The sequence below is a fragment of the Oceanobacter mangrovi genome, from assembly GCF_019740315.1.
In the GTDB taxonomy this organism is placed as follows: Bacteria; Pseudomonadota; Gammaproteobacteria; order Pseudomonadales; family Oceanobacteraceae; genus Oceanobacter; species Oceanobacter mangrovi.
This window is the reverse complement of sequence record NZ_JAHXZR010000007.1, coordinates 79151-99209: the sequence shown is the minus strand read 5'-3', so window position 1 is coordinate 99209 and position 20059 is coordinate 79151. Positions and strand designations below refer to the sequence as shown.

Sequence of the window (20059 nt, the reverse complement as noted above, 5' to 3'; positions counted from 1 at the left end):
TATTGGGAAATGTTATCCAGATTTTACCGTTAAAGTACGACTTGGAATTTCTCTTGAAAGCTGAGCGTTTGTCTCTGAAGGCCGCATTCTATGGGGGTTTTTCTATCTTGATGGTGAACGTTTTCTGAGGCCAGTATAAGGAAAGAGTTTGATACCAATATTAACACTACAAACATAGGGGGAAACAGGTGTCGGAAACAGCCGAAGAACGATCCAAACGAGTTTTCTTGGGTCACCTGCTAAATCATGAATGGACTCACCAAATTACAGTCTTTTATAACCCTGAGGTTTTACTCTGTGACCTTGAAGTAGACGAGGATGAATTCTTTAATACGGGTAAGCGGATTCGCGAGAGGTGTCGAAGAAAGTTTCCGGGCGTACCTTCCCTATGGCGCATTCAAGCATATCACTACCATTGGTTTGCTGAGGGGATCAAAGTAACGATGCCATATTGGACGGCTTACGTATGCGGGGATAAAGCTGAAGTTCGTGCAATGGTTTCCCTTTTGAAGAAGGAAGCGCTAGAGAGCGTTCAGTCTATTAAGTCCACAACTATCGATAGAACGAAAGTTCAAAGTGCTGCTAATGCTATCAAGAGACAGAAATCCCATGACTTTAAAACTCTCTTCCCTATCACAGGCAAGATCAACAGGTTTCACTTGATTAATGAAAAGAGCTTGGTGCCATGTTCAAAACTTACAACAGGAGATGAACAGTGTTCAAAACCAAGGTTTATTGAGTTTTGAACGCGTTGGTACTAAACTGTTCATAACTTAAGAGTTTTGAACAGGTATCCATCATGTCGTTGATTGGCTTCGCTCGTGTATCCACTACAGACCAAGACTTAACCCCACAGGTAGACAGGCTGGTGGGCGAAGGTTGTTCGAAGGTGTTCCAGTCCAAACACTCGGGGAAAGCTGAAAGTAACGAGAAAGCTCTATCTGAGTTGCTGGACTATGTTCGAGATGGGGACACTGTACTGGTAACGAAGCTGGATCGATTGGGTAGATCGCTTTCTCAGGTACTCCAGACCATTGACCTGATGAAGAGCCGGGGAGTGTCGCTGCGGGCGTTAGATCAGCCAGTAGATACCAGCAAGAACGATCCGATGAGCATGGCTATGGTGCAGCTTTTGGGGATGTTCTCCGAGATGGAGAGAAGCTTTATCACTACCCGGATGATGGAAGGTAAACAGCATTCGGGGAACTACGGTGGACGTCCTACCAAGCTTTCAGAGGCGCAGATACAAGAGATCAAGGCAAAGTATAAGGCAGGACAGAGCAAGCTTTCTCTGTCGAAGCAATACGGTGTAAGCCGGGCCACAATCATGAGATATGTTGAATAGTTATTCTGGCGTGATTAATACTTAATGCTAATGATCTGTTTGGGGGGGGAGATGATATTTTTGTTTTCTAACGATTCTGATAGCCCCCCGTTTCTGGTGTTAAGCTCAGGGAATAGTACGATCTTGTTTATCGTATTATAGTGGACGCCGATATATAAGAATCCAAAACGGTGTGGAGGTCTATGCAGGAGAGTGTGATTATGATATATAGCTATAGTATGGTTGTTTTATTCATAGAATCTCTTTGCCGTAGCTGGAGGGTGTGAGGTAACCATTATTGTGTGTACTAGTAGCCGTGTGGCTAATCATTAGAATATGGTATTCAAGTATATTTCTTATCTGAAAAGGGAGCGTTTGTGAAGATTAGTCTGACTTTAAGCTTGGTGATTCTCAGTCTTAACTTAGTCGGTTGTGATGATTCGAATAAGACCGATTTGTCAGAAATTAGAGAATTAGATAATCAGTTATTCAGAGAACGAATGGCTCAATATAATCTTTGCCTTGAGGCGGCGACTAATATGAGTAGTGTCACTCCTGATCTCGCAGCAAGAGGAGCAGCTTACTATTCTATAAAAGTCGCTTCACTTTCCATGTATAGGAAATGTGATCTGTCTGAAGAAATTGTAATGGCAGGTAGTTGTGTTATTGCAGATAATCTTCGAAAAGAAAAGGGGGATTTGAATGCGAAAGAATTTAATGGGGTTCTTAAGGATTTATGCTTTGATGACCTGAAAAAGGCTCCTGAGGGTTTTTTGTCCTCTGATTCTTTTCAAAAATGTCTAGTGAGTTACGCTGAGTACGACAAGGCATTTGTTTCTCCAATAGTTAAAGATAGAAGAGCTTTATTCTTAGGAGATGGTGACCCTGAGAGTGCAAGGCAATTCTATGTATCCAATTGTGGTTATGAATAGCTATTATTTATATATAGATTTTAGTATTCGGACTTTGCGGTGATTCTACTCACTGTTGGAGAAATGAGCCTAGAACAATAAAGTTTTGTTCGGTTTGATGTTTATAGGAATGCGATTAGGTATCGGAGTTCTGCTTAAAGGTGAGTGGATATAGATACATAAGAGCCTCAAGCGCCCTGAGTGATCCTGTATGGCTTGTGATGTGTTTTGGTTTGGGTAGGTGCTACCTAAAGCAAAAAACAGCATCATGGGCTTTACAGGAGCTTACAGAGGCTATTCTGATGTAATTGAGAGATTTTCTCATGTATGGGTCTTTGCAACCATGAATTTGACGCATTATGTACGTCATAATTCTTGAGATGTTACAAAAACCAGTACAAGCTGATAGCGTGCAAACATGTTCCCCAAGTGCAGGAACGGGTAGGTCGCTTGAGCCAGTGAGTGATTGCTGGCCTAGATGAATGACTGTCTACGACAGAACCCGGCTTATCGGTCGACTCAGATCTTTTCTTTATCTTCCTCGAATAACTTTCCCAGGCTTTCTGTTGTGGTGGTCATCTACAGCAGCCATTCGGCATGTATGGCTATGGCCTGTTGTCTGGCGGTTATCGGTCTCGAATACTGACAAATAACCGCAGCACAGTGCTAATTAATCTTTGGCTTTTGGCTGGCACAATTCGCTGGTGAACAGTGGCAGTCCATCAAACAGATCCTTGATCCCTTCAGACCATGCCTGACGTACCTGACGGCAGACTTCGTCATCTTCCTGTAGCCGGATAATACCCGGGTCCTTGATCTCGTTCTTGTGATAACAAATCAGATCCAGTGGCATGCCAACCGACAGGTTGCTGCGCAGGGTCGAATCCATCGATATCAGGCTGCACAACATGGCGCGATCCAGTGAAGTGCTGCTGTCGATAATGCGATCGAGAATGGGCTTGCCGTATTTGCTTTCACCAATCTGGAAATACGGGGTGTCTTCACCGGCTTCAATAAAGTTGCCTTGCGGATAGATGTGGAACAGTCGGTGCGGTTCGCCTTTGATCTGGCCACTCACCAGCATGCTGCAGCTGAAATCGACGCCCTGATTCTGGCCCTGATCGCGTTTGATTACTTCACGCATGGTTTTGCCAACCAGTTCAGCAACGTCGAACAGGGTCGGAACATTCAGGCAGTGACGCTCAGCGTTGCGAATCGAGGTTTGTAACAGAGTAATCACGCTTTGGGTGGTCGCCAGGTTACCTGCGCTTTGCAGGAAAATAACCCGTTCTCCCGGCACTTCCAGTACATGCAACTTGCGGAAGCTGGCAATGTGATCGACTCCGGCATTGGTGCGGGAATCGGAGGTCAGTACAAGACCATCATCAAGTTTCAACGCAACGCAATAAGTCATGGATAGTGTCCCGGTGGTTTAAAAAAGCGGTGTTGCAGATTTGAGTCTAGACCCCATCTGGAGATGGGGCGGCCCATTGTAGAGGGCGTTCTGAAGTGGTCAATATGCAAGCATCATTCGTCAATAAGATTCTGATCGTTTCTCTCTATGAGGGCCGTCAGCTTTGTATAACAGCGGTATCATGACCGGCCCGAATAGTTTGGTTAAACTTACGCAAAACCTGTACAAACAGGCTTCTGAAAAGACATAAGTGGGCGGATCAGAGGCTTTTAAGGAATATGAGGAAAAGCGTGATGACCAAAGCCACGGCTCCATTTGGTGTCTTGATGGTGAATCTGGGCACTCCGAAACAGCCGACGGCAGCGGCAGTGCGTGAATACCTGGCGGAGTTTTTGTGGGATCGGCGCGTGGTGGATGCGCCTCGGCCGCTTTGGTGGCTGATTCTGCACGGCATTATTCTGCGTACTCGCCCTGGTCGAGTGGCTCATGCCTACCAGTCGATCTGGCAGGATGAAGGGTCGCCATTGATGAGCTGGTCATTGAAACAACAGCAGTCGTTACAACAGGCTTTGCTGGCAGAAACCGGCCAGTCGATTCCGGTGGCGCTGGCAATGACCTACGGTGAGCCGACCATGGAGCAGGCCAGTCAGCAACTGCGCAAGGCGGGTGTTGAGCGGATTCTGGTGCTGCCGCTGTATCCGCAGAATTCGGGTTCAACTACCGGCGCTGTGTATGACCGGCTGGCCAAAGGGTTGGCGCGTTGTCCGCATATCCCGGCAACCCGCTGGATCACCCAATATTACGATCACCCGCTGTATATTCAGGCGCTGGCCAATTCGGTGCGCGAATATTGGCAGCAACACGGCCGTGGTGACCGGCTGATGATGTCGTTCCATGGCATCCCCGAGCGTTACGAAAATAACGGTGACCCTTATCCTTCCCAGTGCCGTGAAACCGCACGCTTGCTGGCGGCGGAACTGGAGCTGGAAGATGATCAATGGATCTGTTCATTCCAGTCCCGTTTTGGCAAGGAGGAATGGGTCAAACCCTATACCGATATGACGCTGCAGCAGTGGGGCAAGGAGGCCGCCGGGCGGGTGGATATCATCAGTCCGGCGTTTGCTGCTGATTGTCTGGAGACCCTGGAAGAACTGGCGGTGGAAAACCGGGCAACCTATCTTGAAGCCGGTGGTAGCGATTATCACTATATTGGCTGTCTCAATGATCGGCCGGACCATATCGACCTGTTGGTGCGGCTGGTGCTGGACAATACCGCTGGCTGGGATTAAACGCCGCAATTGCTGTTGATAAGGCCCGTTAATACGGGCTTTGTCATTGACGGATGTAATAAAAACTTCTTTGGACTTTGGCCAGATCGCTTAATAATGTGCTTGCCTGTAGTTCGGCACGGACAGTCGGATACCGCCGCAAATGATCTTGTGATTTGAATTGTTTGCCGGTGTTGGACGAACAAATCACACCGTCGTTTTGCTGCTGGAATCAAGTATGAATATTTATGTAGGCAATTTGCCTTATTCTGCGACCAAAGAAGATTTGTCTGCCCTGTTTGCAGAGTTTGGTGAAGTTGGACGTGCCTCTGTGGTGATGGACCGTGAAACCAATCGCTCAAAAGGCTTTGGTTTTGTCGAAATGCCAGATGATGCTGCTGCCACTGCAGCCATTGAGGCGCTCAACAATACCGAACTGCACGGCCGGGCATTACGTATTAACGAAGCCCGCCCACGCGAAGAGCGTCCACGTACGCCGCGTACACCTCGCTGATTTCAGCACTTCCCGTATAACGGCTGCTTCAGGCAGCCGTTTTGCTATCTGCACCGGCTGTGCAGCAAAGCCTCATTTCTGTGCTCTGTGGTCATAGTGCGGATCTGGGCGCTGTGGAAACATGGCAGGTCTGAATAGTTACTGGAATTGCCGGTATGAAGTCTGAGTCGCCACTGTTTCAAGGTAGTCGTATTGTTTGCCAGCTCGATGGCCATATTGCCCAGGTGCGTCTGAACCGACCTGAAAAGATGAATGGTCTGGATCTGGCGATGTTTCGGGAAACCCTCGAATGTGCTCGTCGGATACGCCAGCAACGGCAGATTCGGGTCGTGATTCTGGCCGGCAATGGCCATGCTTTTTGTGCCGGGCTGGATTTCAAGGCCGTCGCTGGTGACGCCACCATGATTCCGAAGCTGCTGATCAAATGGCCCTGGAGCAAGGCCAACCTGGCCCAGAAGATTGCGCTGGTATGGCGCGACCTGCCGGTGCCTGTGATTGCCGCCCTGCATGGCTGTTGTTTTGGTGGTGGTTTGCAGATGGCGCTGGCTGCCGATTTTCGCTTCGCCCATCCGGATACCCGTTTGTCGATCATGGAGATCAAGTGGGGGCTGATTCCGGATATGAGTATCCTCACCAGTCTGACAACCCTGACCCGGCAAGACATCGCCAAAGAGCTGACCATGACTGGCCGCGAGTTCAGTGCTGCGGAAGCGCTGCAATATGGCTTGCTGACAGCGGTTGATGAACAGCCGTTAGAGCGGGCGCAGCAGTTGGCTGAAAAAATCGCTGCACAGTCTCCCAATACGGTGGTGGCTGCCAAACGGCTGTTTAATCAGGGCTGGAAACTGTCAGACCGCGCCGCCTTGCGGCTGGAGCGCTGGATTCAGTATGGCTTGCTGGGGCGCGCGAATCAGAAGATTGCCATGCACAATGGCCTCACGCGTGATCCGGCCAAACGCAAGCCGTTTATCGACCGTTAGTCGCATGTTGGATTGCATGGGCAAGGGCATGGCATCTTTGCCTTGCCCTTACACGGGATCATTAGTGTTCGCCGATAAAACCACCGGTCTGATGGGCCCACAACTGGGCGTAAATGCCACCCTGTTCCAGTAACTGCTGGTGGCTGCCTTGCTCAACGATTCGGCCCTGATCCATCACAATCAGCCGGTCCATGGCGGCGATGGTGGAGAGCCGGTGGGCAATGGCGATCACGGTCTTGTTCTCCATCAGCTTGTAGAGGCTTTCCTGAATCGCCGCTTCGACTTCGGAATCCAGCGCGGACGTCGCTTCGTCCATAATCAGGATTGGCGCATCTTTTAACAGCACCCGCGCGATGGCGATACGCTGGCGCTGGCCGCCAGACAGTTTGACGCCACGTTCACCAACCTGGGCATCAAAACCGCGGTTACCATCGGGGTCGTGCAGACCTTCAATAAACTCCAGCGCTTCTGCCTTGCGGGCGGCGTCGAGCATTTGCGCTTCGGTGGCATCCGGGCGGCCGTAAAGAATATTTTCCCGCACGCTACGATGCAGCAGCGAAGTATCCTGGGTGATCATGCCAATGTGTTCACGCAGGCTGTTCTGGGTTACGGCGGCAATATTCTGGCCGTCAATACGAATCTCACCACTATCGATGTCGTAGAAGCGCAGCAGCAGATTCACCAGTGTGGACTTGCCAGCACCGGAACGCCCCACCAGACCAACTTTTTCACCCGGCTTGATGTGTAGGTCAAGTTGCTCAAACACTTGTCTGTGAGTATCGCTGTCGATGCCCTTGTAATGAAAATCCACCTGCTTCAGCTGGATCTCTCCGGCGCTGACCTGCAGCTCTCTGGCGTTATCGGCGTCGACAATGGTTTGGGGTTTCGACAAGGTGTTCATGCCGTCGACAACCGTGCCAAGATTTTCAAACAGGCCACCGATTTCCCACATGATCCACTGCGACATCCCGTTAATCCGCAGTGCCAGACTGACGGCAATGGCAATGGCACCGACGGTAATGGCGTTGTCGAGCCACAGCCAGATCGACAGTGCCGCAATGGTAAACGCCAGCAAATAGTTAATGCTCTGGACGGAAACGTTGAGCCAGGTTGCCAGCCGCATCTGGCGGTGCACAGTAATCATGAACTCATCCATCGACTCACGGGCGTAAGAGGTTTCACGCTGGCTGTGGGAAAACAGCTTCACTGTCTGGATGTTGGTATAGCTATCGACAATGCGGCCGGTCATTTTGGAACGGGCGTCAGCCTGATCGGTCGCCACTTTTTTCATCCGAGGTACGAAATACATCTGAATGGCGATATAGGCCAGCAGCCAGCCCAGTAACGGCAGCATCAAACGCCAGTCGGCCAGAGCCACGGCAACCAGCATGGCGGTGAAATAGACCAGGATATAGACCGCCACATCGAGCAGTTTCATCACGGTTTCACGCACCGCCAGCGCGGTTTGCATCACCTTGGTGGCAACCCGGCCAGCAAAGTCATCCTGATAAAAGGTCAGACTCTGGTTGAGCAGGTAGCGGTGCGCCAGCCAGCGGATTTTCATCGGGTAATTGCCCAGCAAGGTCTGATGCACCAGCGCTGAATGCAGAAAGCTGGTGAGTGGCATGGCGACCAGTACTACCAGTGTCATGCCAATCAGCCGCATGGATTCTTCTTCGAGGAAGGTGGCGCGGTCGCGATTGGACAGCCAGTCGACCAGGTCGCCCATAAAACCGAACAGTGAAACCTCCAGAATGGCTGCCAGAGCGGTTAGTAGCGACATGCTTAGCAGCGGAATCTCGACCCCTCGGCTGTAATGGCGACAAAACGCCAGCAGGCCTTTGGGCGGCTGTTGCGGATGCTCCGGCGGAAATGGGTCAATGATTCGTTCGAACAGGCTAAGCATGAGGTTACCGGCTGGGCTGGTGGTTCTATTTTGCTGTGCACCATAAACCACCAGCGCTTCGCTGATAAGCCCGTTGGCTGGATCTTGTTGTTCTGTTCCCGGTTGCGCCGTCAGCCGTTGGTCACTTTCGGCAACTGACGACAAATATCACCGAGGAATTCCAGCAGCAGGGCGGTTTTGTGTTCGGTGGTGCGGCGGCTGGCATAGACCGCCGAAATCACCGAAATATCGCGGTGAAACTCCAGTTCAGGTAACACCCGTAGCAGGCGGCCATCCTGCAGCATCTGGTGGCAATACTGGTCCGGTACCAGGCCAATGCCGCAGCCCGCAGCAATGGCGTCACGGACGCTGCCAGGATCGTTGATCTTGATGGTATTCAGGGGCGGCCGAATACGGCCGTTCAGATCACCAAGGCGCCAGGGCAAGGCCATTTGGGCATAACGTTTTTCAATCACCTGGATGTGACAGGTGATGTCGTCCGGGTTCTGGATCGCCAAACCGGCCAGGTACTCAGGCGATGCCACACACAGCAGCTGACTGGTGTAGAGGTTCTTGAGGATCAGTTCAGAATCTTTTGGCGCACCGACTACCACCGCGATATCCAGACCGTCGCGAATCACATCGACTGGCTGGCTGGAGATCATCAGCTCAAGATCAATTTCCGGATACTGACGACGGAATCTGGGCAAATGCGGCGAGAAAATCTCCCGTCCAAACGACATTGGCATGGAAACCACCAGTTTACCGGACGGCTTGCCGGACAGCTCCGACATGGCGGCATCGGTTTCGCGCGCCCGTTCCAGCACCGCGACCGCATGCTGATAGAAGGATTCGCCTTCGTGGGTGATGCGGAACTGGCGGCTGTTGCGTTCGAATAGCCGTACTGCAGTCCCCTTTTCCAGTCGGGCAATGGCTTTGCTGACAGACGACTTGGCAATACCAAGGTAATCAGCGGCAGCCGAGATGCCCTGATGTTCGGCAACAGCAACAAAAATCGGTAAGTCGTCGAGGTTCCACTGCATGATGATGCGCATCGGTTGGGGCGTTTCCGGCAAACAAGCGGGTTGGTGATGCACTATTGTCGCTTGTTTTTTTGTTTCTTATCGGAAACGCAGGTTTTCATTTGGGATGTTGTTGGAAACGATAGCCGCTGGTTAGGATGTTGGCAAATTTTGTACAAGTAAGGTGGTCGCACGACTTATCGCCTCGGCGCACCACCTTGCCAGCAAACAATGACAAGAAAGACAGGAGCACGGCATGGCAACTATCGTTGGCGGACTGGGTTTGTCCCATTCACCTACCATCGTATCCGGCAAGTTGAATAACAAGGCGGCAGATCCTGCCTGGGCACCGATTTTCGAAAACTTTGCTGAAGTGAAGTCATGGCTGGTCGAGCAACAAGTTGATGCCATTTTTATGATCTACAACGATCACATCACCTCGTTCTTTTTTGATCATTATTCGATGTTTGCGATGGGTGTTGATGATGAATACCAGCCAGCCGACGAAGGCGGTGGTGCGATTCCGATTCCGCCTATTCCGGGCCATGCCGAACTGGCGCGCCATATCGGCCATGTGATGGTTGCCGAAGAGTTCGATATGTCGTTCTTCCAGAAGAAAGGCATCGACCATGGCTGTTTCTCGCCGCTGTCGATGATTGCGCTGGACGAAGATGGTTGGAAAGGCTCCATCGTGCCTCTGCAGGTTGGCGTGCTGCAATGGCCGGTGCCCAGTGCTTCCCGTTGCTACAAGTTTGGCAAGGCATTGCGGAAGGCGATTCAGTCTTATCCAGAAGATATTCGTGTGGCTGTGGTGGCGACCGGTGGTCTGTCTCATCAGGTGCATGGTGAGCGTTGTGGCTTTACTGATACTGCCTGGGATGACGAATTCCTCGATCTGCTGGAAACCGCACCGGAACAACTGACGGACATCACCATTGCCGAGTACGCCAAACGCGGTGGTTGGGAAGGTGCCGAAGTCATTATGTGGCTGATCATGCGGGGTGCCCTGTCGGCCCAAGTGAAACGTGTTCACCGCGCCACCTATCTGCCCTCCATGACCAATATTGCGACTCTGGTACTGGAAGATTTGGGCGACCAGCCTGCTGAAGCAGAACTGAAGCTGATTCGTCAGCAGGCCGTTGCGCAGCTGGCGGGCGTTGAGCAACTGAAAGGTACCTACCCATTCAGCTACGCCGTCAGCAACCGTGCCTGGAGACTGAACGATTTCCTTCACCGTTTGATTATTCCGGAACACCGTCAGGCGTTTGTTGAACAACCGGAAGTGCTGTTTGAAGCCTTTGGTTTGTCTGACGAAGAGCAGGATATGCTGCGTGAGCGCAAGTGGATCGAGCTGATCCGTTATGGCGTGATTTTCTTCTCAGTCGAAAAAATGGCGGCGGTACTGGGTGTTTCCAACCCGGAAGTGTATGCCGCGTTCCGTGGTATGACGCTGGAAGCATTCCAGCAGACCCGTAATGTCGCCATCAAGTATTCCGTTTCTCATAAGCCGGGTGCTGGCGTGTAAGGGATTCTTCAAAGAGCAACACACGGGGTGGGCAACCTCCCCGCTCGATCGGGTCCGGGTCAAATCCATCAGCCCGGGCTTCTGCAGCGGTTGCTGACCAGCTGCAGTTAGGCCGGAGACTGGGAACAGTCTCCGGCGTTTTTTATCTGTCGCAGTCGTCTCAGTGATATAGATAACCGAGCTGATATGCCTGTTGCTCGAGCTGCTCGCGGAAGTGTGGGTGGGCGATACTAATCAGGGCGCGTACCCGCTGTGGCAATGACAATCCTTTCAGGCACACAGTGCCATATTCGGTGACGACGTAGTGGGCGTCCATGCGGGTATCCGTGACGGCACCGCCGGTGAGTTGTGGCACGATCCGGCTGAGGCTGTCGTTCTTGGCGGTCGAGTGCAATGCAATAAAGGACCGGCCACCACGGGAACCGTAGGCACCACGGACGAAGTCGAGCTGGCCACCCGTGCCGGAGAACGGCGTACCGAGAATCTGTTCGGCATTGATCTGGCCGGTGATATCCACCTCAATGGCCGAATTTACCGACACCATATTGGGGTTCTGCTTGATCACGCTGGGATTATTCACCCAGGTGGCCGGGTAGCCAACAATCGACGGGTTGTCGTCCATAAAGTCGTACATCCAGCGATCACCCAGCGCCAGCGTGAATACGTGTTTGTGCTGCATGACGTGTTTCAGACGACCGTTAAGCACGCCTTTTTCAATCAGTCGCGCCATCGCGGGGGAAAACAGCTCGGAATGGAGCCCCATGTTCTGGTGGTTTTCGAGCATCTGCAGCACTGCATTGGGTACTCCGCCAACGCCCATTTGCAGGGTGTCGCCATCACCAATGCGTTCGGCAACCTGGCGGGCGATCGCCCAGTCGAGTTCGGAGCCTTCGGCATCGGGAATTTCTGCCAGCGGAATATCGGCTTCAATCAGGGCTTCGATTTCCGAAATATGCACCGAGCACTCACCAAAGGTCCTTGGCATATACGGATTCACTTCAACAATCACCTTGCGAGCCTTGCGAATCACGGTGGCGCCGTAGTCTGCGTTGGTGCCGAGGCTGAAGTAGCCGTGCTTGTCCATCGGTGAGACCGTCACCATAAAACAGTCCGGTTCGATGTTTTCGGTCAGCATGCGGCCGACCTGATGAAAGGCGGATGGCACAAATTCAATCCAGGGATGTTCGGCGTTGGCCTTGAGCGCAGCCCGGTCGTTGCCGCTGAGGAACAGGCAGCGGGGGACAAACTTGCCTCGCAGTTCAGGGATCAGCAGGTGTTCCTGTAGAGCCTTGGAGCCGTGCATGTAATAAATGTTGAGCGCTGCGACAGTATCGTTGCGATAGCCTTCGGCGAGGGCCTGTATCAAGGCCGCTGGCTGGGAAACGCCCATGCTCAGGATCAGGTTATTACAGTCGCTCAGGCGCTCAATGGCCTGCGTTGATGATAAAAGTTTTTGCTGGTAGAGGTCGTTCCAACTCATGTTGACGTCCTTTCAGTGAGTGGTCGTTTTTTATAGGCCAGTTATACCATTGAGCATGTTGCAGAGTCGGGTCTATGGCAGACAATCGGTTTTTAGCGGTCAATCCTGCAGTTATTTGCCAAAGCTGGCAGAAATTGCGGCGTAGCTGAGGTTTACAGCTGAGGGCCTGGTTCCGAAAATTCATGCCAGAGGAATCAAAAGTTTGTATGAAGCTTGATGATTTTTTATGATCGTCAGGACAAAAAAATACTGCTTTCATCAGGGCGCGAAAGCACTATCTTTGCGCCTTTCTGAACAGCATACCGTTGTTCCTTCCAACCAGGAGATAGCGAGCCTGATGCTCACTCAGCCACAAGATTATTACGACGCCGAAACCTTTGCGCGCATCAAGAAATTTGCAGACAAGCAGGAAACCCCCTGTCTGATTATCGATAAACAGCTGTTTGCGAAGCAGCTCGATGCCCTGATAAATTGTTTTCCGTACGCCAAGACCTATTACGCGGTGAAGGCGAACCCGGCTCCAGAACTGTTGGATATTCTGAATGACCGTGGCTGTAATTTCGATGTGGCCTCGCGCTACGAACTGGACAAGGTGATGGCGCAGGGCGTAACCGGCGACCGCATCAGCTATGGCAACACCATCAAAAAGTCAGCGGACATCCGTTACTTCTTTGAAAAAGGTGTCACCCTGTTTGCCACCGACAGCGAAGCAGACCTGCGCAACATTGCCCGTGCTGCGCCTGGTGCCCGCGTGTTTGTACGCATCCTGACTGAAGGTGCACAAACCGCTGACTGGCCTCTGTCACGCAAGTTCGGCTGTCAGACTGACATGGCGCTGGACCTGTGTATTCTGGCTCGTGATCTCGGTCTGGTGCCTTACGGTATTTCTTTCCACGTTGGCTCACAGCAGCGTGAAATTGGTACCTGGGACTCTGCTATTGCCAAGGTGAAGTGGATTTTCGAACGTTTGCAGGAAGAAGATGGTATCGACCTGAAGATGATCAACATGGGCGGTGGATTCCCGGCCAGTTACATCAGCCGTACCAATGACCTGGAAACCTATGCGGAAGAAATTACCCGCTACCTGCAGGAAGACTTCGGTGACGATTTCCCGGAAGTGATTCTGGAACCTGGCCGTTCACTGGCAGCCAATGCCGGTGTACTGGTGAGCGAAGTGGTGCTGATCAGCCGCAAGACCCGTTTTGGTCTGCATCGCTGGGTGTACACTGATATCGGCAAGTTCGGTGGTTTCATTGAAACCATGGACGAGGCCATCAAGTACCCACTGTACGTGGAGAAAAATGGTGAAGGTGAAGAGTGTGTGATTGCAGGCCCGACCTGTGACAGCGCGGATATTCTGTACGAAAACTACAAGTACGAGCTGCCACTGAACCTGGCGATGGGTGACCGTCTGTACTGGTTCTCAACCGGTGCCTACACCACCACTTACAGTGCTGTGGAATTCAACGGCTTCCCGCCGCTGAAAAGCTATTGTATCTGACGGCCGTCCAGCTTCGCTGAAGGTGGGGTCCTGATGGACCAGTTGCCGTCTTGAACAAACGGGAGGCTCTGCCTCCCGATACAGGCTTCCCATCGGTACCGCTCTGCAGGTATCGCTTCAAGACCCAGTTGCCGGGCAACCCGGTTCCTGCCGTTCGACAAGCAGTAAAAAGCCACCGCAAAGGTGGCTTTTTCGTTTCTGTCGTTGGCTCAGCTCTTACGCTGCAGGACGGCGCAGAACATGGTGTCGCTGTCGAGCAGTGGGGCACCCAGAATGGTCTGGCTAACCAGCTCAAAACCTGGTTGCTGTTGCAGGAAGGCTTCTATCACTGCTTCGTTTTCGGCTACCTGCCAGCTGCAGGTGGCGTATACCAGCTTGCCATTCTGGCGCAGGGCGGCAGAACTCAGGGTCAGTAATTTCAGCTGCAGGGCAGCCAGCTCACGGGTGTTAGCTGGAGTCAGTTTCCAGCGCGCATCCGGGTTGCGGCGCCAGGTACCGGCATTGGTGCAGGGAGCATCGACCAGAATGCGGTCGAAGCCCTGTTGCTGGGCGATTTCTTTTGGCAAGCGCAGTTCTGCTTCACCATCCCAGACAAAATTGCGAATGTTCAGCGCAGCGGCGCGTTTGGCGCGACGCTTGAGTTCATCCAGTTTGTACTGGTGCAGGTCGGTGGCGGTAACTGAACCTTTTTTACCCAGCATGGCAGACAGCGTCAGGGTCTTGCCGCCAGCACCGGCACAGGCATCCCAGATTTTGTTACCCGGCTGGGCATCGACCAGCTGGCAGATCAGCTGGCTGGCCGCGTCCTGAACTTCCAGTTCGCCCTTGCTCCAGGCCTGGCTGCGGGTAACGTCGGTGCCGCCCAGCGCTGCCAGTAACGGTGGTTGTTGTTCGGTTACCTTGATCAGGCGACTGCGAACGCCTTCGTCAGACAGTTGCTGATGTAATGTTTCCAGAGAACTCTCGCCACAGGCACGCAACCACAGTGGTGGCCGCTGGCTTTGCTGCTCAACCCAGTGACGTACCTGCTCATCGCTCCAGCCAGACAATTCGGCTCGTTGCCAGAGGGATTTTTCAAACCCGGGACGCAGGCCGTGCCAGAGCATCAGCAGGCTGTTGCTGTCAGCGGCTTCCAGTTGCTGACTGAAGGCAGCAAAGTGGCTTTCGCGGGCTTTTTGCTGAACGATGTCGCCGCTGCGCCATTCCGATTGGGTGCGCAGCTGAATCCAGAACCAGAAGTGCTGTGGTGCCGCCAGCCGGGGTTGGTCTGGCTGCCACTGGCGATCCCATCCCGGCCAGTCGTCGAAATCCGGGTCCTGAAAACTTTTTTCCAGTGCGTCAGCCAGCTGCATATAGCGCAAGGCGTCCATCATGGCGTTGTCGAGGGCCATGCGGTAACGGCCTTGCAGGCGCTTGTTGGCCTTGGCGCGCAGCTTCAGCCAGCGGTCAAGGGCGGTGTTGGCCGGGGCGTCCAGCCACTCCTGCCAGACGGTGATCAGATCGGAGTAGGTTATCAGGGCTTGGCTCATGGTCTGCTTGCTGTGGTTCAAAGGGCATTATTCTAGCGTAAAGCCAGCTGGCTGGCTTGGCTGTTTACAGTCAGGCCTGCTTGTGGACCAGCAGGCTGCCGAACTGCTCCGGGGTCATTGGCATAAACAGATGGAAACCCTGGCCGGTGTCGCAACCCATCTGACGTAGCCGATCCAGTGTCGGTTGGTCTTCAATGCCTTCGGCAACCACCTGGATTTTCAGGGCATTGGCCATATCAATGACGGTCTTGACCATAATTTCCGCTTTCGGATCGCTGCAAATTTGCTGCACAAACGACTGGTCGATCTTGATCTTGTCAAATGGCAGGTTGCGCAAGTAGGCCAGTGAGGAGTAGCCGGTGCCAAAGTCATCCAGTGAGATGCGGACGCCAAGCTCTTTCAGCTGCATCAGTTTGTCCTGAATAGAAAAACTGTCGTCGAGCAAGGCGGTTTCGGTGATCTCCAGTTCGATACGGGAAGGATCAATGCGGTAGCTGCGCAGCACATCGGCAATTTCATCAACAATGCCTGGGCTGGCCAGCTGAATCGGCGAAATATTGACGGCCATGGTGATGTCCGCCGACCAGAGTCTGGCTTGCAAGCAGGCTTGCTGCAGCACCTGCTTACCCAGTTCGTGAATCATACCGGTCTCCTCCGCTATCTTGATAAAGCGTGTTGGAGGAATACTGCCAAGTTCGTCATCAGTCCAGCGTGCCAGTACCTCAAGACCAATGATCTGACCGCCATCGAGGTTGCATTGGGGCTGATATGCCAGGTTGATGCGGCCGCCGCGCAAGGCGTTGGCTAACGCCTGTTCTATGCGCGAGCTGGTTCTGGCATTTTCCGCCATCTGACGCTGGAAGGTGACGGCCTGACCGCGGCCATTGCCCTTGGCTCGATAAAGCGCCAGATCGGCGTGCTTCATCAGGGTTTCGGTACGCAGCCCATCAGTTGGGATAAAGGCGATGCCAATACTGGCACCGACGCTGGCGGTGGCGTTACCCAGATCACAAGGTTGCTGCAGACTGCTGATCAGGCGGTCGGCAATCTCCAGTGCCTGTTGCTCACTGTCGAGCTTACGTAGCAAGACGGCAAATTCGTCACCACCCATGCGGGCGACCAGATCTTTCGGACGAATATTGGTTTTCAGGCGTTCGGCAATAATCGCCAGCAAGCGGTCACCGGCGTCGTGGCCGAAGGTGTCATTAACCGCCTTGAAGCGGTCAAGATCGATAAACAGCAGTGCCTTCAGCAGGCCCTTTTGACGCTCGGTTTTTTTCAGTGCCAGGCCCAGTTCATTCTGGAAGTGGCGGCGGTTGGCCAGGCCGGTGACGGTATCCTCGTGAGCCAGGCGCCAGACTTGCTGGCGGGCTTGCTGGGTTTGAGTGATATCGGAAATAACGCCACGCCAACCGGCCTCGACCGGCTTGGCTGTCAGCGTCCACCAGGTTTGCTGGCGGTTGACCCACAAGGGGATTTCGAGGTCGCGGAATGGCTTGCCATCCTGCAGGCGTTGCTGCAGTTCATCAAAGTGCCGCTGGGCCAGCTCCTGCATCTCATCGGGCAGTTGGCGCTGACTCTGCAAAATCAGTTCAAGCAGATTCTGGCCGCTGAAATCGGCAGCCGGATCGCCCAGGGTTTCTGACATCCGTACAGTAGAGCGGCGCAGCGTGAGTTGCTGATCGGTTTCCCACAAGACATCAGCGGTGCTTTGCTCAAAGTCGTTGAGCAGCAGGCTGATGACCTGTTTTTGCTGCTCGGAGACGATTTCGGCGATCACCTGGGCTTTGAATGACTCCGAAGCGTGGACAATGCTGATCATTAAAATGGACAGGTATACCAGCAGCAACATCAGCAGGTATTTAGCCGATTCGAGGTCGGATAGCAGCAGGGTGATTGCTGAGCCGGTGCCAAGAATCCCGACGAACGTCAGTGCTGCCCGAGGCAGGGTATAAAGAGTAAAACCACCGGCGCAAATCATGCCTGCCGTAATAGTAGCGATAAATAATTGTTGCTCAGGGGCAGCGATATTAAACAGTGATAACGAAGGCAACGACCAGCACAGGGCCAGCAGCGCAGCATGGGCGACAGCGCGGCGCTCAACTCGCGCTGGGGTGCGCTCCGGCAGACTCGGTCGCTGTAAAATACGCAACCAGCTGAGTACCGCCATCAGCATCAGCAAGCCGGTTGATATAACCCAGATGGCGGCCAGCCAGCGATTGACCAGCCCATCGGTGACGAGCATGGTCAACAGCAGGTTGAGGATAGAGCCAATGGTATTGGCGGGCGTCATGGCGGTTATTGCCAGCAGTCGACGGGCACGCAGACGGTCTTCCTGCTCGATGTCGTCAGCGGGTTCGGAAGTGACTGTATTGGGCTGACGGGTGAAGGTCAGCAGCTTGAGGAAGAAATGCTTGATAAAAGTTTCTCCGGCGATTGGAAGGTCCGTTTCCTGGCCCGGGAAGCAGCCAGCAACAGGCTGGCAACCATACGTCGACTGCCTATGACTTTCTGCTGTCGGAATCACGCCCGATACGATTAATACAAATACGCCCGGGTTCCGGGTAATGCCAGCCCACATCAACATGCCAGAAACGAGTGCCGTACTGACGCTCCGGTGATGGTGTCTGATAGGCCGGTTTGGGATCCTGTGCCAGGCACTGTTCGACCAGCGCGATCAGCTCAAGCTCGTCGGCTTGCTGAATCAGCTCCGCTTGCTGATAGACATCATCCTGCCATTCAACCACCACCGGCTCCGGCGCTTCACTGGCAATCGCATTCCGGGCATCGCTGACACAATCAGCGTAGGGCACATAGGGCTTGATATCCACAATTGGCGTGCCATTGACCAAATCAAGCCCGGACACTCGTACACGACAGCCTTCGATTCCTTCGATTTTGACCAATGACTGGCCCAGACCATTGGGGCGATGGCTGCTGCGGGTCGCAAATACGCCAAGGCGGGTGTTACCGCCCAAACGCGGTGGCCGTACCCGCAGGCGCGGAGGCTGGTCGGGGTCGGGCAGCGCCTGATGAAACATAAACACCAGCCACAGATGAGACACCTGCTCCAGTCCCTGCAAGGCTTCCGCTGAATCGTAGGGCGGCAATAATTCAATATAACCGGTGGCGGCAGGGGCCAGGCGCGGCTGCCGGGGCACCGCAAATTTTTCCTGAAACGGCGTATGGGCGATGGCGATGGTGTTCAGCGTAAAGCTGGTTGGTTCAAAGTCGTTCATGGTTTGCGGGTCGGCTGGCCTGTAAATGTGAGCGAATGATACAACTGAACCGCGCAAGTTGCTGAACTCGGCACAGGCTCATGGCATAGTTGCAGTCATATGCTGTGCTACAGACAGTTCAATATTGGTGAGGATGTAAAGTTATGGCTCAGGACGGTGGCAATCGTTGGCAAACCATGAAGGAAAATTTTCGTGATCGCTGGAGTGAATCCGGCCTGATAGGAACCGGACTGGTGGTGATCCTGCTGGTTTATCTGCTGGTGTCACTGGTGATGGGGTTTCTCTGGAGCAGTGAACCGGCTGAGTTTTCGATTCGTGATAACGCTGCAGCCCAGGCCGAAAGCCTCGGTGTCAAGCCTGTGACGGGTTTTACCACCACTGCGACCCTGATCAAGGTAGCTGATACCCTGATGAACAAGCCGGGCGGCTATCTTTCCAACGACGTTTTCCCGCCGGGTGTCTGGCTGGATGATATTCCCAACTGGGAATTCGGCGTGCTGGTTCAGGTGCGTGATTTCAGCCGTGCGCTGCGCAAGGACTTCAGCCGTTCCCAGAGTCAGTCTACGGAAGACAAGGATCTGGCGATTGCCGAGCCGCAGTTCCATTTCGATAGCAACAGCTGGGCGATTCCCTCATCTGAGTCGGAATACCGTCGTGGTGTCGAAGCACTGCAGCGCTATCTGAAGCGGCTGGCAGATCCGACACAAACCGATGCCCAGTTTTATGCCCGCTCTGACAACCTGCAACAATGGCTGATGGACGTCGAAACCCGCCTTGGCAGTTTGTCGCAGCGCCTCAGTGCTTCGGTAGGCAAACGGCGCCTCAATACGGATCTGGCTGGCGACAGCAGTGCCCGTCAATCGACCCCCAACGATGCCGACAAGGAAGTGAAAACACCGTGGAATCAGGTTGATGATGTGTTCTATGAAGCGCGTGGATCGGCCTGGGCGCTGGCACACTTGCTGCGGGCAATCGAGATCGACTTCCACGATGTGCTGGAGAAAAAAGCAGCATTGGTCAGCCTGCGGCAGATTATTCGCGAGCTGGATGGCACCCAGGAGGCTGTGTGGTCGCCAGTGATTCTGAATGGCAGTGGCTTCGGCCTGTTCGCCAACCATTCACTGGTGATGGCGTCTTATATTTCCCGTGCCAATGCGGCGATTTCTGACCTGCGTATCCTGCTTTCGCAGGGCTGATCCAGCCCTGCAAGTCTCGCCTGACGTTCTTCTTCTGTCCCCGCCAGTCATGCACATGACTGTTCGGGGAGTCGATCTAAATCCCTGAATTTTCAACTTCTTACAGAGTTCCTGCGACTGTGTAAAAGCTTGTCATATATCTGTCACCTAGTGGCAACCGGCTTGTCACATTTCAGAAACATACTGCCCCCCCTAAGTTTGGTGCCGGTGGTTGATGACAAATCTCTCACGCCAGTGCGTCGGGGTCTGGGGACCCGGAGTGTCGTTCATC

At 53.4% G+C, this 20059-nt stretch carries 16 protein-coding genes; 9 read left to right on the top strand and 7 right to left on the bottom strand.

What is annotated here, in order from left to right:
• Positions 1-188: 188 nt before the first annotated feature.
• The 3 genes from K6123_RS15015 (at position 189) to K6123_RS15005 (ending at position 2256) form a co-directional block, all read left to right on the top strand.
• The gene (locus tag K6123_RS15015) at positions 189-746 is read left to right on the top strand and encodes a hypothetical protein (protein WP_221799151.1); all 558 of its coding nucleotides are present in this window, start codon (positions 189-191) and stop codon (positions 744-746) included.
• A 53-nt stretch (positions 747-799) separates the two neighbouring features.
• A complete protein-coding gene (locus K6123_RS15010; RefSeq protein WP_221799150.1) occupies positions 800-1345 on the top strand; it encodes a recombinase family protein in 546 nt (181 codons plus the stop codon).
• Between the two features lie 356 nt (positions 1346-1701).
• A complete protein-coding gene (locus K6123_RS15005; protein WP_221799148.1) occupies positions 1702-2256 on the top strand; it encodes a hypothetical protein in 555 nt (184 codons plus the stop codon).
• A 649-nt stretch (positions 2257-2905) separates the two neighbouring features.
• Here the strand turns inward: K6123_RS15005 and K6123_RS15000 are convergent.
• Positions 2906-3649, bottom strand: a complete 744-nt coding sequence (locus tag K6123_RS15000; protein WP_221799146.1) for a proteasome-type protease — start codon at positions 3647-3649, stop codon at positions 2906-2908.
• A 293-nt stretch (positions 3650-3942) separates the two neighbouring features.
• On the opposite strand from K6123_RS15000, the gene hemH reads away from it, so the two are divergent.
• The 3 genes from hemH (at position 3943) to K6123_RS14985 (ending at position 6411) form a co-directional block, all read left to right on the top strand.
• The gene (gene hemH, locus K6123_RS14995) at positions 3943-4938 is read left to right on the top strand and encodes a ferrochelatase (protein WP_221799142.1); all 996 of its coding nucleotides are present in this window, start codon (positions 3943-3945) and stop codon (positions 4936-4938) included.
• A gap of 217 nt (positions 4939-5155) precedes the next feature.
• The gene (locus tag K6123_RS14990) at positions 5156-5431 is read left to right on the top strand and encodes an RNA recognition motif domain-containing protein (protein WP_221799140.1); all 276 of its coding nucleotides are present in this window, start codon (positions 5156-5158) and stop codon (positions 5429-5431) included.
• A gap of 155 nt (positions 5432-5586) precedes the next feature.
• Positions 5587-6411 carry a crotonase/enoyl-CoA hydratase family protein gene (locus tag K6123_RS14985; protein WP_221799138.1) on the top strand — a complete coding sequence of 275 codons (825 nt, stop codon included), beginning with the start codon at positions 5587-5589 and terminating at the stop codon, positions 6409-6411.
• Positions 6412-6472: 61 nt separating this feature from the next.
• On the opposite strand, the gene K6123_RS14980 is transcribed toward K6123_RS14985, so the two are convergent.
• Positions 6473-8317, bottom strand: coding sequence for an ABC transporter ATP-binding protein (locus tag K6123_RS14980; RefSeq protein WP_221799449.1), 1845 nt, complete (start codon positions 8315-8317; stop codon positions 6473-6475).
• Between the two features lie 110 nt (positions 8318-8427).
• Positions 8428-9351 carry a LysR family transcriptional regulator gene (locus K6123_RS14975; protein WP_221799136.1) on the bottom strand — a complete coding sequence of 308 codons (924 nt, stop codon included), beginning with the start codon at positions 9349-9351 and terminating at the stop codon, positions 8428-8430.
• Positions 9352-9574: 223 nt separating this feature from the next.
• Here K6123_RS14975 and K6123_RS14970 point away from each other — a divergent pair, with 223 nt between their 5' ends.
• Positions 9575-10843: a gallate dioxygenase gene (locus K6123_RS14970; RefSeq protein ID WP_221799134.1), complete on the top strand. Its 1269-nt coding sequence runs from the start codon at positions 9575-9577 to the stop codon at positions 10841-10843.
• Positions 10844-11003: 160 nt separating this feature from the next.
• On the opposite strand, the gene K6123_RS14965 is transcribed toward K6123_RS14970, so the two are convergent.
• Positions 11004-12323 (bottom strand): acetyl-CoA hydrolase/transferase family protein, encoded by a 1320-nt coding sequence (locus K6123_RS14965; RefSeq protein ID WP_221799132.1) that lies wholly within the window; start codon positions 12321-12323, stop codon positions 11004-11006.
• Positions 12324-12660: 337 nt separating this feature from the next.
• Here K6123_RS14965 and K6123_RS14960 point away from each other — a divergent pair, with 337 nt between their 5' ends.
• The gene (locus K6123_RS14960) at positions 12661-13824 is read left to right on the top strand and encodes a type III PLP-dependent enzyme (protein WP_221799130.1); all 1164 of its coding nucleotides are present in this window, start codon (positions 12661-12663) and stop codon (positions 13822-13824) included.
• Positions 13825-14033: 209 nt separating this feature from the next.
• Here the strand turns inward: K6123_RS14960 and K6123_RS14955 are convergent, their stop codons facing one another.
• The 3 genes from K6123_RS14955 to tsaA all read right to left on the bottom strand — a co-directional run bounded on the left by K6123_RS14955 (position 14034) and on the right by tsaA (position 18592).
• Positions 14034-15353, bottom strand: coding sequence for an RsmB/NOP family class I SAM-dependent RNA methyltransferase (locus tag K6123_RS14955; RefSeq protein ID WP_221799128.1), 1320 nt, complete (start codon positions 15351-15353; stop codon positions 14034-14036).
• A gap of 70 nt (positions 15354-15423) precedes the next feature.
• Complete coding sequence (locus tag K6123_RS14950; protein WP_221799126.1) at positions 15424-17940, bottom strand: putative bifunctional diguanylate cyclase/phosphodiesterase; 2517 nt, start codon at positions 17938-17940, stop codon at positions 15424-15426.
• Positions 17855-18592: a tRNA (N6-threonylcarbamoyladenosine(37)-N6)-methyltransferase TrmO gene (tsaA, locus tag K6123_RS14945; RefSeq protein ID WP_221799124.1), complete on the bottom strand. Its 738-nt coding sequence runs from the start codon at positions 18590-18592 to the stop codon at positions 17855-17857. The genes K6123_RS14950 and tsaA overlap by 86 nt, the downstream gene beginning before the upstream one ends.
• A gap of 143 nt (positions 18593-18735) precedes the next feature.
• Here tsaA and K6123_RS14940 point away from each other — a divergent pair, with 143 nt between their 5' ends.
• Complete coding sequence (locus K6123_RS14940) at positions 18736-19788, top strand: DUF2333 family protein (protein WP_221799122.1); 1053 nt, start codon at positions 18736-18738, stop codon at positions 19786-19788.
• Positions 19789-20059: the final 271 nt, after the last annotated feature.

Coding starts and splice junctions, on each gene's coding strand:
- tsaA (WP_221799124.1), bottom strand. CDS start 18,592: ATGAACGACTTTGAACCAACCAGCTTTACGCTGAACACCATCGCCATC.
- K6123_RS14980 (WP_221799449.1), bottom strand. CDS start 8,317: ATGCTTAGCCTGTTCGAACGAATCATTGACCCATTTCCGCCGGAGCAT.
- K6123_RS14985 (WP_221799138.1), top strand. CDS start 5,587: ATGAAGTCTGAGTCGCCACTGTTTCAAGGTAGTCGTATTGTTTGCCAG.
- K6123_RS15010 (WP_221799150.1), top strand. CDS start 800: ATGTCGTTGATTGGCTTCGCTCGTGTATCCACTACAGACCAAGACTTA.
- K6123_RS14965 (WP_221799132.1), bottom strand. CDS start 12,323: ATGAGTTGGAACGACCTCTACCAGCAAAAACTTTTATCATCAACGCAG.
- K6123_RS14955 (WP_221799128.1), bottom strand. CDS start 15,353: ATGAGCCAAGCCCTGATAACCTACTCCGATCTGATCACCGTCTGGCAG.
- K6123_RS14975 (WP_221799136.1), bottom strand. CDS start 9,351: ATGCGCATCATCATGCAGTGGAACCTCGACGACTTACCGATTTTTGTT.
- hemH (WP_221799142.1), top strand. CDS start 3,943: ATGACCAAAGCCACGGCTCCATTTGGTGTCTTGATGGTGAATCTGGGC.
- K6123_RS14990 (WP_221799140.1), top strand. CDS start 5,156: ATGAATATTTATGTAGGCAATTTGCCTTATTCTGCGACCAAAGAAGAT.
- K6123_RS14960 (WP_221799130.1), top strand. CDS start 12,661: ATGCTCACTCAGCCACAAGATTATTACGACGCCGAAACCTTTGCGCGC.
- K6123_RS14940 (WP_221799122.1), top strand. CDS start 18,736: ATGGCTCAGGACGGTGGCAATCGTTGGCAAACCATGAAGGAAAATTTT.
- K6123_RS14970 (WP_221799134.1), top strand. CDS start 9,575: ATGGCAACTATCGTTGGCGGACTGGGTTTGTCCCATTCACCTACCATC.
- K6123_RS14950 (WP_221799126.1), bottom strand. CDS start 17,940: ATGTTGATGTGGGCTGGCATTACCCGGAACCCGGGCGTATTTGTATTA.
- K6123_RS15000 (WP_221799146.1), bottom strand. CDS start 3,649: ATGACTTATTGCGTTGCGTTGAAACTTGATGATGGTCTTGTACTGACC.